Below are 16405 nucleotides of genomic sequence, written 5' to 3' on the forward strand. Positions count from 1 at the left end.
GCTTAGAATAGCTCGATTTCGCCTTCTTTTTTATTGTCTTGTAAACTGCCATTGGCGATCAGTAGCTCGTAAGAATCCACACGATTGCGGCCATGATTCTTGGCGTAATACAGTGCGGTGTCTGCACGGTCTATAATCTGGCTGGAGGTGTCAAAGGTTGATATCTCGGTGAAACCAGCACTGACAGAAACTTTGCCAACCTGTGGAAACTCAAAATTGGCGACTTTTTGTTTAAAACGCTCAAAAATATTTTGAATATCAACCGTGCTACTGCACTCAAAAAAGCCAACAAACTCTTCTCCGCCAAAGCGGAATAGTGGGTCAGCCTCCCTAAAGCTTTGACGCATAAGCTGAGAGAACATTAACAGCACTTCATCGCCAATTAAGTGGCCAAACTGGTCGTTAATTTTTTTAAAGTGATCAATATCAAAAATCGCTAAAAAGTACTTTTGGTTAGCTTTATCTTCCTTGCGATTAGTGCCGCTATGCATTTGGGCAAGAATCTTATTGATTTTAAAGTCAAAAGTTTTGCGATTGAGTAAACCAGTGAGTGTGTCGCACTCGTTTTCATTGTTGAGCAAAATGAAGTTTTGATAAATATCCAATATCATACAAACGGAGTTGTATAAGTGCTCATTGGTATGGTCGGCATCAATGGCAATCACACTGTCCACATGCCCCATGGTGCCAGTAATCGGGTGAAGTTTTATCGCGCGCTGTGCATCAATTTTGTACGTATGCGGGGTGCCAGTTTGCAGGCAATTGAGAATCGCCTGCTTAAAGTCAGCAGGCATATCTACGCTGCTTGTGTTGCTGTCATCAGTTAATGCGGTGATGGATTGTTTTTTTAAGTCACTCACATGATAGATAACGACGATTCTTTTCGATTCGTTATGGTTGAAGTTGATGAAGTCTGTGAGTGTCTTGATCAGCGCAACTTGCAGGGATAGGTCATCGCGCTCTTTTGTGAGTGTTACTAACTTACTCAATAACGAATTGATGCAGTATGTTTGCAAGATTTTTATTTGATATTGGTGATTAAATGCCTAAAAACTTAATCATAATCAAGTTAATTGATGACTGATTGATGCTCATACTATCATAACTTTTCACGTTGCTGAGCTTAAGTAAATGACATCTTGGTGAGTATGATGAAATAAATTTTTCACCTAACCCTTTCGGGTGGTAACTTATTGTCGCAAATGATAGTTTTCGGTTTTTTTGCTGACCTTAACGCCCCCATCTTAACGCTGCAGTATGCACTGGGCTATCCCAATATTGTTTGATTTCTTCATCTAATAGGCATAGCGTAATAGATGCGCCCGCCATATCAAGAGCGGTTGTGTAATTGCCAACTAAAGAGCGAGTAATTTTAATGCCGTGTTCGGTGAATAACCTAGAGGCCGTGTTGTAGATTAGGTATAGCTCCATTAATGGGGTGGCGCCAAAGCCGTTGATCAGGAGCAGCGCTTCGCTGTCCGATGCCGGTTTTAACGCATCCAGAATGGCGCTCACTACATCTTGAACAATTGCATCAGCTTCACGCATAGGTTCGCGTTTGCGGCCTGGTTCCCCATGAATACCCACACCCATTTCAAGCTCGTTGTCGCTAATATCAAAAGTAGGGCGCCCCGCGGCTGGTACCGTACAGCTGGTGAGTGCAACGCCCATGCTAGCAGTGCGGCTGTTTACTTTATCTCCCAGTGCTTTGCATGTTTGTAAATCGGCGCCAGATTCAGCTAGGCTACCTACACATTTTTCTACAATCACAGTGCCTGCTACACCACGCCGACCAGTTGTGTAGGTGCTATTAATCACAGCGCAGTCGTCGCTGGTAAGTACAGTGGCCGATTCAAATGGCAGCATTTCTGCTGCCATTTCAAAATTCATCACATCCCCTGCGTAATTCTTCACAATAAATAAAATCCCTTTGTCTGCGTGCACCGCTTCGGCGGCTGCTAACATTTGATCCGGGGTGGGGGAGGTGAATACATGCCCAGGGCAGGCAGCATCCAACATACCATAACCAATATAACCTGCGTGTAATGGTTCGTGCCCTGAACCGCCGCCGGAGATGATGGCAACTTTGTTGGGCGCTTTGTGCTGACGTGTTAAAAATAGCGGGTCTGTATTTAGCTCAACCAAATCATGATGTGCTGAGGCAAAGCCGCTGAGGCTTTCAATTAATACATCGTCAATTTTATTAATAAATTTTTTCATTACATGCCCCTTTTATCACGCACCTTTTTAATGTTGGCTCGATAGTACTTGGTTACAAACTGCATTAATCATTAGCTGGCAGCTTTTTGCGCCTGGATCTATATGTCCAATCGCACGCTCACCTAGGCCAGCGGCACGGCCCTTAGTGGCGATTAATGTTTTTGTTGCGAGCATGCCTTCTTCGGCAGTTTGCATCAGTGCATAGCAGATGGCATTGATTTCGGTATTAGCTGACGCTAGCGTAGAAAATTGCTGTGCCACAGGGATCAGTACATCTAACATGGTTTTCTCCCCCAAGCCGGCTTTGCCGCGTTGCTGAATCGCCTCTACCCCTGTGGCAAAAGCTGCGGCATAGGTGGTGGTTGTGTCATCGTTTTTTTCTTTGAGTACTTTAGCCATGCTCATAAAAAAGCTCGCCAGTAGGGGGCCTGATGCGCCACCTATGGTGCTGAGTAATTTAAGGCCTATTTTATTGAGCGCTGCATCGGCTGTGAGCGCTGCAAGCTCTGCATGTAGTTCAGTAATCGCTGCTGCACCGCGCTTCATATTGATATAGTGGTCACCATCTCCAATGGCGCGATCTAGTGATTCTAGCTCTGATTCATGGTTAAGAATGGCGTCTCGTATGGATTCAGACGCAGATAAGATAAATGATGTTTTCATGAATAACACTATATAGCGAATTGATTAAAGTTGTTAAACTCTACACATGTCATAAAGTGATTTCAACTCATGAGCTTACGTTTCCGTTTAAATTTACTGATTACCTTATTGTCGTTGGCATTCATCTTGGTGGTAGGGTCTATCTTGGTAACAGATACCCGAATTTCAATCCGTGAGCGCGTTGAGGCTGCCAGCCGGGTGACGGTGCAGTTGCTGGATACAGTCATTATTAGCTCGACGTTAAATCCGGAAATGGGGCCTACACACGTTGTGCTGCAGGGTTTCTTGGCCTCTTTGGGTTATGTGCGCAGTAGTCACATCACGCTTTATGACTATCGTGGCTATGAGCTGTATCGCTCACCTGAATCTACCTTTAAAAGTGATGTTGTCCCACCACAATGGTTTGTGAAGTTAGTGCAGCCTAAGGTTGAAACGGTGGAGCGCAGGATTCGTTACGGTACTTTGGTTGTGCAGTCTAGCGCTGCAGGCTCTATACGTGAGGCGTGGGCTGGATTTAATCAGTTGATGTGGGTTGGCTTAGCGTTTTTTATCATACTGAACACGTTGGTTTACTTGCTATTAAGTCATTCACTTAAGCCGATAGGCCGCATTTTAGGTGCCATTAATCGCATAGAGCAGGGCGATTTAACAACGCGTTTGCCTGCTTTCTCATTGCCTGAGTTCGACACCATAGGCCATAGCCTGAACCGCATGGCTGAGTCGTTAACTGCCGAGCGTTTGTTGGAAGAGAATAGGCAGCTTACCCATTTGATTCAAAAACATATAGAAGAAGAGCGTCGTAGTTTGGCGCGTGAGCTGCATGATGAGCTTGGTCAGTACGTCACTGCGATTAAAACTTTTGCCGTCGGTATTTCCAATAAAGCCAAGGCAAATAGCAGTGGTACTGGGATGGCAGAGATTGCATCTAGTGCGCAGGTGATTGTTTCGGCAGCTAATCAAATTTATGATGGTATGCACAATATTGTGCGTCAATTGCGGCCTGGGGCACTTGATAACCTGGGCTTGGCAGAAACGCTGAAAGATTTGGTTAGTAGCCATCAGGTGCAGCATCCTAAACTCCATATCCAGCTATATTTGTCTGAAAACTTGCAATCAGGCAACTTGCAGAGCTTAGGTGAAACTATCAGTATTAATCTGTATCGAATAGTGCAGGAGTCGCTGAATAACGCTTTAAAATATGCCAAGGCCAGTACAATAGAAGTGCGGCTAAACAAAATGTCTGATGGTGAGTTGCAATTAACCATCAAAGATAACGGCATCGGTATGGATATTGATGCTGTTGACCAAACTAGCCATTTTGGTTTGCTTGGTATGCGCGAGCGCGTGCAGGCTTTGCATGGCTCTTTTGTGATAGCGTCTGCGCCTAGTCAGGGCACCACAATCACAATCAAGGTGCCTGCAAGTGCGGCGACTTAACAAGCACAGCGAGTTAATAAGTACAGCAAGTTAATGTAATTTATGTGCCCTAGGGCAGAAAGTCAGTCAATGAGTCAAATTAATGTGATGTTAGTCGATGATCACGCAGTTGTTCGTATGGGATTCAAAATGCTGCTTGAGTCTGATGTCGATATTAAGGTCGTGGCAGAGGCTGAAAGTGGTGAGCTAGCGATTCAGCGTTATGTTGAGCACAAGCCTAATGTGGTTGTGATGGATATTACAATGCCTGGTATTGGTGGCCTAGAGGCGATAGAGCGTATTTTGGCAAAAGATAGCACAGCCAAAATTTTAGTGCTGTCTGCACATGAGGACTCTGTACATCCTAAACGTGTGCTTAATGCAGGGGCGATGGGTTACCTCACTAAGCGCAGTGCGGCAGAAGAGCTAATCAAGGCAATCAGAACAGTCGCTGGCGGTAAGAAGTATCTAGAGGCTAGTGTTGCGCAGCAAATGGCGATTCAGCAACTCTCTGGCGATCAAAATCCAGTTGACGTACTCTCGCCTCGTGAGTTTGAAGTGTTTATGGCGCTGGCTAAGGGTAAAACCACCAACGAAATCGCCGAGACTTTGTTTTTAAGTCCACGTACTGTAGGTACGCATCTATACAATATCAAGCAAAAGTTAAATGCCAATAATTCGGCGGAAATCGCTTTAATCGCGATGCGTAGCGGCTTGCTCGACGCTTAATTAAATAAAAAATTGTGAAGGCGGCAGCCTGCCCTAGTCTCTGCAATTGGTTTTAAGCAGAATCAGTTTTAATCTTAGCGGGGCCGCCACGTATACTAATAATGCCGCTCAGTATAATCAGGCTGATGGCCAGCCATGCGTCCACACTCAGGTGCTCATGCCACCAAATTACACCAAATATACTTGCTAATAAAATCGTCACATAGGCAAGGCTAGCCACCACCAATGTGTCTCCAGTGCGATAGGCTCGAGTGAGTGCAAGCTGCGCAATGGTGGCTGAAGCACCTAAGCCTGCCAAGGTGGCTACATCAGACCACGCTAAGGCGTGAAAGTGGTCAAACAGCATCCATGCGCCCGCACAAACTGTAGAAACTAAAGTGAAATAAAACACCGTGCGCCAATCAGGCTCATTTGCTTGGCCTAGTTGCTTAACGTGAATGTAAGCCAGTGCGGCTCCGGCTCCTGACAGTAAACCTAAAGAGCCAGCTAGCCACTGTGATTGGTTAATGGTGGGTTTTAATAACAACGCCACGCCAGTAAAGCCAATGGCAAGTGCGATGAATAGTATTTTTTTGGGTTTTTCATGAAGTAACATCGGCGTAAGTACCGCCAAAAACAAAGGGGAGGTGTAATTGAGAGTGATAGCGGTGGCTAATGGTAAATTTGCGATCGCATAAAAAAATAAAATCAGGGCGGTAAAGCCAACCGCTGAACGCGACATTTGTTTGCGCATTACGGGTGTGGCAAGCGGCAGTTTATTGTAGGCAATGAACAGGCCGATAAATACCAAACCAAATAAAGAACGATAGAACACGAGCTCGGCGCTGCTGAACTTTTGGGCGCCGAGCTTAACCAGCGCCCCCATGATAGCAAAGCCTAATGCGGCAACGAGCATCCATAAGCTACCTAGATTAGGTAGGTTAAAGCTAAGCTTTTTCATGCATATGCCCGGATAGCGTCATGCTTAAGCGGGCGTGAGGTGTTGCTGCATTTGTTTGCGATACCATTGATGAAAGTGCTCCATGCCGGTTTCCATTGGGTGCTGGTATGGTCCGCGCTCATCAATGCCTTGCGCAAACAGCGCATGGCGGCCATCATGCATGCGCTGGCAAATGTCATTGTCTTCCACTGCAGTTTCATCATAAGCGGCTTGTTGCGCGGCAACGTATTCGCGTTCGAATAAAGCAATGTCTTCCGGGTAGTAAAATTCAACCACGTTGGTACACGCGTTAACGCCACGTGGAATAATATGCGACACCACTAAAACGTTGGGATACCATTCAATCATCAAGAATGGGTAGTACACCATCCAGATAGCACCGTACTTAGGTGTTTTGTCGCCATGATATTGTGCCACTTGCTGTTGCCATGCCTGATAAGTTGGCGAGCCTGCTTTGTTCACGGAAGATTTGAAGCCTACGGTTTGTACACTGTAGTTAGCGCCAAACTCCCAGTTGAGCTGGTCACAGTTTACAAATTGATTAAGGCCTGGGTGAAACGGGCCAACATGGTAGTCTTCTAAGTACACCTCAATAAAGGTTTTCCAATTGAAGTTATATTCTTCAACCGCGACGCGATCCAACATATAGCCTGTAAAATCAAAATCTTGCTTGCTACCTAAGTTTGCAAGATCTTTTGCAATATCACGCTTGGTGTCAAACAATAAACCTTGCCAATTTTGTAAGGTTTTTTTATCAAGATTCAAGCAAGGGTTTTGCTCAAAGTGTGGCGCACCTAGTAACTTGCCTTCTAGGTCATAAGTCCAGCGGTGCAGAGGACACACAATGTTTTTCGTGTGCCCGCGGCCTTTAAGCATTAATGCTTGTCGATGCCTGCATACATTACTGAGTACGTTAATTCCATCTTGCTGGCGCACCAAGCTTTTCGCTTGCCCCATCCAGTCTAATACATGGTAATCACCAACGTTGGGCACCATCAGCTCATGGCCAAGATAGTGAGGCGCATGGGCGAACAGTTGCCTTTGTTCAATGGCATAAGTGTTTTCATCAACATACCATGAGACTGGTAGTTGTGATGCTGTGTCTTGTTGGGAAACCAAAGTTAAAGATGCCATAAGAAAAAATGATTGGCAGTTAAAATTTTAGGGATGGCGATTTTTGCCTAAATTGCTATTTTTATCAAGTCATTATTATATAATTATCTATAAGTTTTGTGCTGTAAAACTTGCCAATAGTGAGGTTTTCGGCTACTCTCGTGAGAGTTTCTTTACCCTTCAATTAAAATTTAAATACCATCTTTTTAAATTAAATAAACCGAAGATGTTGTCGCGATTCTTAATCAATTTATGAATTGCGGGATTTTTATTTTTTGTAGGATTCAGCAATGCAGCCTATATGAGGTTTTGTATTGCCTAATAATTTGTACGTCTAAATAACTTGTATTTGAGTAAATAAAAAAAATGTCAGACCATTTAATGAATACCTATATGCGTCAGCCTGTTACTTTTGTCAAAGGTAAGGGCGTTTGGCTATGGGATAACCATAATGAACAATATCTTGATGCATTGTCAGGCGTTGCGGTAAACGGCTTAGGCCATGCCCACCCCAAATTGGTAGATGCTATTGCCAAGCAAGCCGCTAATTTGATTCATGTATCTAACATCTATCAAATTGCCGAGCAATCAGCACTGGCTGATAAGCTATGTGAAGTGTCTGGCATGGACAAAGTGTTCTTTTGTAATTCTGGCTGTGAAGCCAATGAAGCGGCAATTAAATTAGCACGTTTATACGGGCATAATAAGGGGATCCACAACCCGGAAATTATTGTGATGGATCAATCTTTCCACGGACGTACGTTAGCCACGTTGTCTGCAACGGGTAATCGTAAAGTACAGGCCGGCTTTGAGCCGCTGGTGAGCGGCTTTATTCGCGTACCTTATGATGATGTTGATGCGGTGAAGCAAGTGGCATTACACAATCCTAATGTGGTTGCGGTGCTTGTGGAGCCGGTGCAGGGTGAAGGCGGCGTCAACATCCCTAAAGATGCTGGTGCGTATTTAGAACAGTTGCGTGAGATATGTGATGCCAATGGTTGGCTGTTAATGCTAGATGAAGTACAAACAGGGATTGCACGCACTGGTACTTGGTTTGCATTCCAGCACACGAACATCAAACCTGATGTCATGAGCCTAGCTAAAGGTCTGGGCTCTGGTGTGCCGATTGGCGCGTGTGTTGCTAGTGGTAAGGCGGCAGAAGTCTTCACCTATGGCAAACATGGTTCAACTTTTGGTGGTAATCCTTTAGCGACAGCGGCTGGTTTGGCGACCCTCAATATTATTGAAGAAGAAAAATTACGCGAGAATGCTGAGAAGATTGGTAATTTGATTCGTGAAGGCTTTACTGCTGAGCTTAAAGGCACTCCAGGTGTCGTGACTGTGCGCAATGCAGGCATGATGATCGGTATTGAGTTCGATCGCCCATGTGGTGACCTAGTGAAAATGGCCTTGGCAGCTAAATTACTGATCAATGTGACGGCAGATAAAGTGGTGCGTTTGTTACCTCCGCTCGTGATGAATGAAGCTGAGGCAAAAGAGCTGGTGCAACGCTTATCTGCCTTAATCAAAACATTTTTATCACAATAAATCATTTACAACATAACTAACTGTAGTCTGTTTTAATAAAACTTGAACTACCAAAGATGATGGCAATAAAACACTTTTTACAATTTAATGATTTAAACCGTGACGAGCTTGAGTATGTGTTCGAGCGTACTCGTTGGATCAAAAGCCAATTCAAGGATTATCAGCAATATTGGCCATTACAAGACCGTACGTTGGTGATGATCTTTGAAAAAGCCAGTACACGCACACGCTTGTCGTTTGAGGCAGGTATGCAGCAGCTGGGCGGTTCTGCCATTTACCTCAATACCAGAGACTCGCAGCTGGGTCGTGGCGAGCCGGTGGAAGACGCAGCACAAGTGATCTCGCGCATGAGTGACTTGGTGATGATTCGCACCTTTGAGCAAGAAATCATCGAGCGCTTTGCTGCCAACTCACGCGTACCAGTGATTAATGGTTTAACCAATGAGTATCATCCGTGTCAGATTTTGGCGGATATTTTTACTTACATTGAGCATCGTGGCTCTATCAAAGGTAAAACCGTGGCTTGGATTGGTGACAGTAATAATATGTGCCATACATGGCTGCAAGCTGCTGAGTTGCTGGATTTTAACGTACATGTTTCTACGCCGCCAGGTTATGAAGTTGAGCCGGAGCGTGCTAATTTGTACGGTACAGATCACTTTGAAGTGTTTGCAGACCCTATGGATGCCGCGCGCGGTGCAGATTTGGTGACCACTGATGTGTGGACCAGCATGGGCTTTGAAGCTGAGAACGAAGAGCGTATGCGTGACTTTGCTGATTGGCAGGTAGATAGCGACATGATGCGCGTAGCAGCGAAAGATGCTTTATTTATGCATTGTTTGCCAGCACATCGTGGTGAAGAGGTTTCTGCCGAAGTGATTGATGGTGTGCAAAGTGTAGTGTGGGATGAAGCGGAGAACAGGCTGCATACCCAAAAAGCACTAATGGAATATTTGTTGTTAGGAAAACTTTAGTTAACAATTGACAGGCTGTTGTGTTGAATGCTGTGTTTGTAAGCATAGGGGTTGAACCATCGCTGGTGAGTTGCGAAATATCTATAGATAGAAAGAGATCATGAGTAAAGTAAATAAAGTAGTGTTGGCCTATTCAGGCGGTTTAGATACCTCAGTTATTTTGAAATGGCTGCAAGACGAGTATCAATGTGAGGTTGTGACTTACACAGCTGATTTGGGTCAGGGTGAAGAGTTAGAGCCCGCACGTGCAAAAGCAAAAGCGGCTGGTGTAAAAGAGATTTTTATTGATGATGTGCGTGAAGAGTTTGTGCGTGATTTTGTATTCCCAATGTTCCGCGCTAACACCGTATATGAGGGTGAGTATTTATTAGGTACGTCTATTGCACGTCCACTCATTGCTAAACGTTTGATTGAAGTGGCACGTGATACCAATGCAGATGCAATTTCACATGGCGCAACAGGTAAAGGTAATGACCAAGTGCGTTTTGAGCTTGGTGCTTATGCATTAAACCCTAACATTCAAATTATTGCCCCATGGCGTGAGTGGGATTTACTCAGCCGTGAAAAACTCATGGCATACGCTGAAAAGCACGGTATCCCTGTCGATATGAAGCATAAGCAAGGTGGCAGCCCATATAGCATGGATGCGAACTTGCTACATATTTCTTATGAAGGCCGTCATTTAGAGAACCCAGCTGCAGAGGCTGAAGATTCTATGTGGCGTTGGAGTGTAAGTCCAGAGAAGGCGCCAGACGCTGCTGAGTATTTAGATATTGAGTACGTCAACGGTGACCCAGTGAGCTTGAACGGTCAGCCTATGAAAGCGCATGACTTGCTTGCGCATTTAAACAAAATTGGCGGTAAGCACGGAGTAGGTCGTTTAGATTTGGTTGAAAACCGCTATGTGGGCATGAAGTCACGCGGCTGCTATGAAACACCGGGCGGCACGATTTTGCTTAAAGCACACCGTGCGATTGAGTCTATTACTTTAGACCGCGAAGTGGCGCATTTAAAAGATGACCTAATGCCACGCTACGCTAGCATGATTTACAACGGTTACTGGTGGAGTCCTGAGCGCCTTGCATTGCAAACGCTGATTGACCATACGCAAAAAACTGTAAACGGGTGGGTGCGCGTGAAGCTATACAAAGGTAATGTGATTGTGACAGGCCGTGATAGTAAAACTAACTCATTGTTTGACCCTAACATTGCAACCTTTGAAGATGACAAAGGCGCTTACGATCAAAAAGATGCAGGTGGCTTTATTAAGCTAAATGCATTGAGAATGCGTATCGCGGCAAATTTAAGAGATAAAAAGTAGGCACTAAATTTAAGTGTGGATATTTTAAAAAGTGATGGGCCTATGTTAATCACTCTTTAAAATTTAGTAATGCACTTAAATGCACTTAAGTGAGCAGTAAATACTTAAAAAAGCACCTAGCTAACACTAGGTGCTTTTTTGTTTTAAACTCGTGGTGTCTGGTAAATGGTTAAAGTAGCTTAATCAACAATCAGGCGACCATTGAGCGCCTGTAGCGGACGGTTGTTATGCTGCGTCAGCGCTGCTAATGCATCGATTTGCTCTTTGCTTGCGGTCATTGGCGTTTTAATCAATATCCAGCGTATACCTTCTGTGCAAGGCGGGGAGGTGAGCGAGCCACTAAAGCGATAGTAATCTTGATTACTCGGCATCATTTCACTTGCAAGCAATCTTGATTTTAACGTAACGGCTTTGTTGCTCTCGTTAGGTAGTTGTTTTAAAACCTTTTCCAAACCGGGGTTAGGCCTGCCTTCTCTGAATAGTACGGCAACAATTGCCGTGTTGCCTTTGATGTCGCTATGTAAAAACTGTGCTTCCAACGGGAATGATTTGCCTTGGATGCTATGCTCGCTCGGCGTATGGAAATTGGCCTGTTTTAGCTTGAAAGTGATGTTATCGATAGCAACAATATTGCCATCTCTAAAGTTTAACTGTATTGAGTGATTGGTTTGCAATATTTCTTTTGCTGGAAATTTCTGCAGCAGTTTCAATGGTTTTAAATTGGCATCCAGACTCTCTTCTATATCAATCGGTGATTGGGTGCTGCCAGCACTGCACATGGAAAATTCCTCACTCAACTTTCCCCAGTGCTCTGGGCCTTCTTTACCATCGTAACCCCAGGCTACGGGTTTTTTCGCTTCCTCAGCCTTGTTATTAGGTTTTGCTGGTTTTTTTTCTATTGGCTTTGCTTCAGCTGGTTTGGCTTCTGTAGCTTTGCTTTCTGCATCTGCCGGTTTGGCACTCGTGTTGGCCTCGGTCTTTGCTTCTGTAGTAGGTGGCGCTTTGGCTGGCGCTGGCGTCACAGCTTTAGGTGTTGGGGTTTTATGGCTTGCACATACATACTGCATTGCGCGATCAAAGTCTGATTCTGGAACAGGTTCAATGAACTTAGCTTTCTTTACATCATCGATGCCAGCCGAGTGCACAAGCTCATTATTAAAGTATTGAAATACCTGAGTCGCCGCAGACTTCTGTGACGGGCAGTCAAAATACCAGAGTAATTTGGAAAGGTTGTATTGTGTATCTGGTGATTCTAGGTTTTTTTGAACAGCTTTGTATTCAATTTTCACCCAGGCGCGCTTCAGTTTATCTTTTTCTAAGATAGATTGTTTGTCTATCATTAATTTAGAGGTGCTGTTCTCATTAACTTTTGCCCAATTGGCGGCCGAGCATGTGCTGATGCTTATAAAAAAACAAACGAGAGATAGCGTGAAGTAAGTGACTGCTTTTTGCATATTACGTTCCGACTTTATTATGAATGCCTATCGTTGATTAGCTTTTAACTTAAATTGGGCACTGATTTAGTATTGCTGAAAGTGATATTAAGTTTATCTATATTCATTTAACGGCTGAATTACGCATTTGTTTAATAAAAATTACACATCTTTGCCATGCAAATTTGTAGCACAAGTTTTGGTACTGAAATTTATGCTGGCTGTATGAATATTTAAATGCTTTAACCATGCTAGACGCTGTGATGTTCTATAATCATCATTAATTTAGCGTAAAGTGAAATTTAATTGATGACAACAGAAGTGGCAGCCAAACGTTCTACCGTAGAAATTTATGCAGATGGCGCATGTAAAGGTAATCCTGGCCCTGGTGGCTGGGGGGCGTGGATCAGTTATGATGGGCATGAAAAAGAGTTGTTTGGTGGAGAGCTAGTGACCACTAATAATCGCATGGAGCTTACGGCGGTGATTCGAGCACTGGAAGCTTTAAAGCGTGCCTGCCATGCAAAAGTTTTTACTGACTCTGTCTATGTACAAAAGGGTATTTCTGAATGGATTATCGGCTGGAAAGCTCGTAACTGGCGCACTGCAGATAAAAAACCTGTTAAAAATGATGATTTATGGCGCGTGCTGGATGTATTGGCACAGCAGCACACCGTAGAGTGGATATGGGTAAAAGGACATGCCGGAAACGTAGGCAATGAGCGTGCGGATATGTTGGCAAATAAAGGTGTGGACCAAGTATTGCAAAAGGGAGTTAGTGCATCATGAGACAGATCTTTTTAGATACGGAAACTACCGGGCTATATCATGCCCAAGGGCACCGTGTGATTGAAATCGCAGCTGTAGAAGTGGTAAACAGGCGCTTAACCAAACATCATTTTCATTATTATTTAAATCCAGACCGCGAAATTGACCAAGGTGCACAAGAGGTGCATGGTATTTCGCTGGAGTTCTTGCAAGATAAACCTCGGTTTGCTGATATTGCGAATGAACTGATAGCGTTTATTGCCGATGCAGAGCTCATTATGCATAACGCACCATTTGATGTGGGTTTCTTGAATTGCGAACTCGGTTTAATTGGGCAAAAAAAAGTAGAGGCGATTACTGCTAAAATCACGGACACGCTTAAAATTGCAAAAGAGATGCGCCCGGGGCAGCGTAATAACCTAGACGCTTTGTGTAAGTATTTTGGGATAGATAACTCAAAACGTACCTTGCACGGTGCATTGCTGGATGCTGAGTTGCTAGCAGATGTCTATATGGCGATGACGCGCGGTCAAGAGAGCTTGATGATTTCATTGGATCAGCCTAATCATGAAATGGCGGAAATGACTGCCGTGAGCCATGCGCCAGTGCTAGTGAAGCATGCCAGTGATGCTGAGCTTGCAGATCATGAGGCGTATTTGGCGGGTCTGGCAAAATCTGGTAACTGCGTGTGGAATGGTTAATCAGTAGTTATCCAGCAAAACAAATGATTGGTAAATTTAGGAAAGTAGCAAATAATGAATAATACAGTTCTTGTGACGGGCGGCGCTGGTTTTATTGGCTCTAATTTTGTACTGGCTTGGGTAAATCAAGGCTTAGGCACTGTGGTCAATTTGGATAAATTGACCTATGCCGGTAATTTAGACAACTTAGTGAGTTTAGAGCATAGCGCACATCATGTGTTTGTGCATGGCGATATTGGTGATCAGCATTTGGTTGCTAAATTACTAGATGAACATAAGCCTCGTGCGGTAATTAACTTTGCTGCAGAAAGTCATGTAGACCGATCCATCCATGGACCGGAAGACTTTATTCAAACCAACATTGTGGGCACGTTCCATTTGTTAGAAGCAGTGCGTGCTTACTGGGGTGCTTTAAATACTGCGGATAAAGCAAGTTTCCGCTTCCTACATGTATCTACCGATGAAGTTTATGGCTCATTAGGTAAAGACGACCCTGCATTTACAGAAACTACGCCGTATGCACCGAATAGTCCTTACTCAGCCTCTAAAGCATCTTCAGACCATTTAGTCCGTTCTTACCACCACACCTATGGTTTGCCAACCTTAACGACTAATTGTTCAAACAACTACGGGCCTTACCATTTCCCTGAAAAGTTAATCCCGCTAGTCATTCATAATGCCTTAGCTGGTAAACCACTACCAGTATATGGCAATGGCTTGCAAGTGCGTGATTGGCTTTACGTGGAAGACCATTGTGCGGCAATCAGGCGCGTGCTTGAGGCTGGCAAGGTTGGCGAGGTTTATAACGTAGGCGGCTGGAACGAGAAAACCAATATTGATATTGTCAGAATGCTGTGCCGCATGTTGGATGCTAAACAGCCCCGCGCTGATGGGCAGTCTTACGCCAATCTCATTACTTATGTGGCTGATCGCCCTGGGCATGATATACGTTATGCAATTGATGCAACAAAAATTGCAACAGAGTTAGGCTGGAAACCAGCAGAGACATTTGAAACTGGTATAGAGAAAACAGTGAACTGGTATTTGGCACATCAAGACTGGGTTAATAATATTACCAGTGGCGATTACCGCAATTGGATTCAAACACATTATTCAGAACGTGGTGAGGAAATGGCATGAAGGGAATTATTTTAGCAGGTGGCTCTGGTACGCGCTTGCATCCAGTAACACAGGTTGTTTCTAAACAGTTATTGCCGGTCTACGACAAACCGATGATTTACTATCCGTTGACCACGCTGATGCTGGCCGGGATTCGTGATATTTTAGTGATTTCAACGCCAGAAGACACACCGCGTTTTCAGCAACTGTTGGGCGATGGTAGTCAATGGGGGATTTCTATTCAATTTGCAGTGCAGCCATCACCTGATGGTTTGGCGCAAGCGTTTATTATTGGTAAATCGTTTATTGGTAAAGATAGCTGTGCACTGGTACTTGGCGATAACATTTTTTACGGCCATGAGCTAGCAGTTAAAACGCAGGCTGCGGCAACCCTAAATAAAGGGGCTACCGTTTTTGCCTATCCCGTAAGTGACCCTGAGCGTTATGGTGTAGTTGAGTTCAATGCGCAAGGTCAAGCCGTGAGCTTGGAAGAAAAGCCGACCATGCCTAAATCTAGATACGCGGTTACTGGTTTGTATTTCTATGATAACGATGTGATTCGTATTGCAGAGCAGTTAAAACCATCGCCACGAGGCGAATTGGAAATTACGGATGTGAACCGTGCTTATCTTGAGCGTGGAGATTTACAAGTGGAGGTGATGGGACGCGGTATTGCATGGCTGGATACCGGAACCCATGAGTCGCTGTTAGAGGCTTCATTGTTTATTGAAACCATAGAAAAACGCCAGGGCTTAAAAGTAGCTAGTCCAGAAGAAGTCGCTTATCGTATGCAATATATTGACGCTACAGCGTTAGAGCAACTGGCTAATCGTTACATTAAAAACGCCTATGGGCAATATTTAAAAATGTTGCTGACGGAACAGGTGTACTAAATGCAAGTAATTAAAACTCGAATTCCTGATGTGCTCATATTAGAGCCTCAAGTGTTTGGTGATGAACGAGGTTTCTTTTTCGAAAGCTTTAATCAGCAAAAGTTTGAGCAGTTAACTGGCGTTAAAACAGAGTTTGTACAGGATAACCATTCTAAATCTGCGGCTAATGTATTGCGCGGTTTGCACTATCAAATTGCGCAGCCGCAGGGGAAGTTGGTGCGTGTGGTAGCTGGCGAGGTTTTTGACGTTGCAGTGGATTTACGTAAGCAGTCTAAAACCTTTGGTCAATGGGTTGGCGCGATTTTATCTTCAGATAATAAACGCCAGATGTGGGTGCCAGAAGGGTTTGCGCACGGCTTCCTAGTGCTGAAAGATAATACGGAGTTTTTATATAAAACAACGGATTACTACGCACCGCAGCATGAGCGCTGCATTCGTTGGGATGATGCTGACATTGGAATTGAATGGCCAACCGCTAGCTTGCCGCTCCATTCTGCGCCCGTACTTTCAGCTAAAGATCAGCTCGGCGCTAGTTTGGCTGATGCGGATGTATTTGAATAAGGTTTC

The 16405-nt window shown here is 44.3% G+C and carries 16 protein-coding genes; 10 read left to right on the plus strand and 6 right to left on the minus strand.

What is annotated here, in order from left to right:
* Positions 1 to 2 precede the first annotated feature (2 nt).
* From C3Y98_RS01680 to dhaL, 3 genes are all read right to left on the minus strand, one after another.
* On the minus strand, positions 3 to 989 hold the full coding sequence (locus C3Y98_RS01680) for a GGDEF domain-containing protein (protein WP_135276406.1): 987 nt from the start codon (positions 987 to 989) through the stop codon (positions 3 to 5).
* A gap of 241 nt (positions 990 to 1230) precedes the next feature.
* Entirely contained in the window at positions 1231 to 2220 is a 990-nt protein-coding gene (dhaK, locus tag C3Y98_RS01685; RefSeq protein WP_135276407.1) for a dihydroxyacetone kinase subunit DhaK, read from the minus strand.
* A 27-nt stretch (positions 2221 to 2247) separates the two neighbouring features.
* The gene (dhaL, locus tag C3Y98_RS01690) at positions 2248 to 2883 is read right to left on the minus strand and encodes a dihydroxyacetone kinase subunit DhaL (RefSeq protein WP_135276408.1); all 636 of its coding nucleotides are present in this window, start codon (positions 2881 to 2883) and stop codon (positions 2248 to 2250) included.
* Positions 2884 to 2952: 69 nt separating this feature from the next.
* Between dhaL and C3Y98_RS01695 the strand changes: the two genes are divergently transcribed.
* Positions 2953 to 4320, plus strand: a complete 1368-nt coding sequence (locus tag C3Y98_RS01695) for a HAMP domain-containing sensor histidine kinase (RefSeq protein WP_135276409.1) — start codon at positions 2953 to 2955, stop codon at positions 4318 to 4320.
* A 69-nt stretch (positions 4321 to 4389) separates the two neighbouring features.
* Entirely contained in the window at positions 4390 to 5028 is a 639-nt protein-coding gene (locus tag C3Y98_RS01700) for a response regulator (RefSeq protein WP_135276410.1), read from the plus strand.
* 52 nt (positions 5029 to 5080) lie between these two features.
* On the opposite strand, the gene C3Y98_RS01705 is transcribed toward C3Y98_RS01700, so the two are convergent.
* Positions 5081 to 5968 (minus strand): DMT family transporter, encoded by an 888-nt coding sequence (locus C3Y98_RS01705; RefSeq protein ID WP_209308722.1) that lies wholly within the window; start codon positions 5966 to 5968, stop codon positions 5081 to 5083.
* A gap of 24 nt (positions 5969 to 5992) precedes the next feature.
* Positions 5993 to 7102 (minus strand): aromatic ring-hydroxylating oxygenase subunit alpha, encoded by a 1110-nt coding sequence (locus C3Y98_RS01710; RefSeq protein WP_135276411.1) that lies wholly within the window; start codon positions 7100 to 7102, stop codon positions 5993 to 5995.
* A 345-nt stretch (positions 7103 to 7447) separates the two neighbouring features.
* On the opposite strand from C3Y98_RS01710, the gene C3Y98_RS01715 reads away from it, so the two are divergent.
* The 3 genes from C3Y98_RS01715 to C3Y98_RS01725 all read left to right on the plus strand — a co-directional run bounded on the left by C3Y98_RS01715 (position 7448) and on the right by C3Y98_RS01725 (position 10924).
* The gene (locus C3Y98_RS01715) at positions 7448 to 8629 is read left to right on the plus strand and encodes an aspartate aminotransferase family protein (RefSeq protein WP_135276412.1); all 1182 of its coding nucleotides are present in this window, start codon (positions 7448 to 7450) and stop codon (positions 8627 to 8629) included.
* Positions 8630 to 8688: 59 nt separating this feature from the next.
* Positions 8689 to 9603, plus strand: a complete 915-nt coding sequence (gene argF, locus C3Y98_RS01720; protein ID WP_135276503.1) for an ornithine carbamoyltransferase — start codon at positions 8689 to 8691, stop codon at positions 9601 to 9603.
* Between the two features lie 100 nt (positions 9604 to 9703).
* Positions 9704 to 10924: an argininosuccinate synthase gene (locus C3Y98_RS01725; RefSeq protein WP_135276413.1), complete on the plus strand. Its 1221-nt coding sequence runs from the start codon at positions 9704 to 9706 to the stop codon at positions 10922 to 10924.
* A gap of 179 nt (positions 10925 to 11103) precedes the next feature.
* On the opposite strand, the gene C3Y98_RS01730 is transcribed toward C3Y98_RS01725, so the two are convergent.
* Entirely contained in the window at positions 11104 to 12378 is a 1275-nt protein-coding gene (locus C3Y98_RS01730) for a surface-adhesin E family protein (protein ID WP_135276414.1), read from the minus strand.
* Positions 12379 to 12666: 288 nt separating this feature from the next.
* On the opposite strand from C3Y98_RS01730, the gene rnhA reads away from it, so the two are divergent.
* Genes rnhA through rfbC form a run of 5 tightly spaced genes read left to right on the plus strand, consistent with a single transcriptional unit; the run spans position 12667 to position 16399 of the window.
* Positions 12667 to 13146, plus strand: a complete 480-nt coding sequence (gene rnhA / locus C3Y98_RS01735) for a ribonuclease HI (RefSeq protein WP_135276415.1) — start codon at positions 12667 to 12669, stop codon at positions 13144 to 13146.
* Positions 13143 to 13826 (plus strand): DNA polymerase III subunit epsilon, encoded by a 684-nt coding sequence (gene dnaQ / locus C3Y98_RS01740; protein WP_135276416.1) that lies wholly within the window; start codon positions 13143 to 13145, stop codon positions 13824 to 13826. Before rnhA ends, dnaQ begins: the two co-directional genes overlap by 4 nt.
* Before the next feature lie 54 nt (positions 13827 to 13880).
* Positions 13881 to 14966 (plus strand): dTDP-glucose 4,6-dehydratase, encoded by a 1086-nt coding sequence (rfbB, locus tag C3Y98_RS01745; RefSeq protein WP_135276417.1) that lies wholly within the window; start codon positions 13881 to 13883, stop codon positions 14964 to 14966.
* Positions 14963 to 15838 carry a glucose-1-phosphate thymidylyltransferase RfbA gene (rfbA, locus tag C3Y98_RS01750; RefSeq protein ID WP_135276418.1) on the plus strand — a complete coding sequence of 292 codons (876 nt, stop codon included), beginning with the start codon at positions 14963 to 14965 and terminating at the stop codon, positions 15836 to 15838. The genes rfbB and rfbA overlap by 4 nt, the downstream gene beginning before the upstream one ends.
* A complete protein-coding gene (rfbC, locus tag C3Y98_RS01755; protein WP_135276419.1) occupies positions 15839 to 16399 on the plus strand; it encodes a dTDP-4-dehydrorhamnose 3,5-epimerase in 561 nt (186 codons plus the stop codon). It begins immediately after the preceding gene.
* Positions 16400 to 16405: the final 6 nt, after the last annotated feature.

Origin of the sequence: Methylotenera oryzisoli (genome assembly GCF_004661485.1) — a bacterium.
Lineage (GTDB): Bacteria > Pseudomonadota > Gammaproteobacteria > Burkholderiales > Methylophilaceae > Methylotenera > Methylotenera oryzisoli.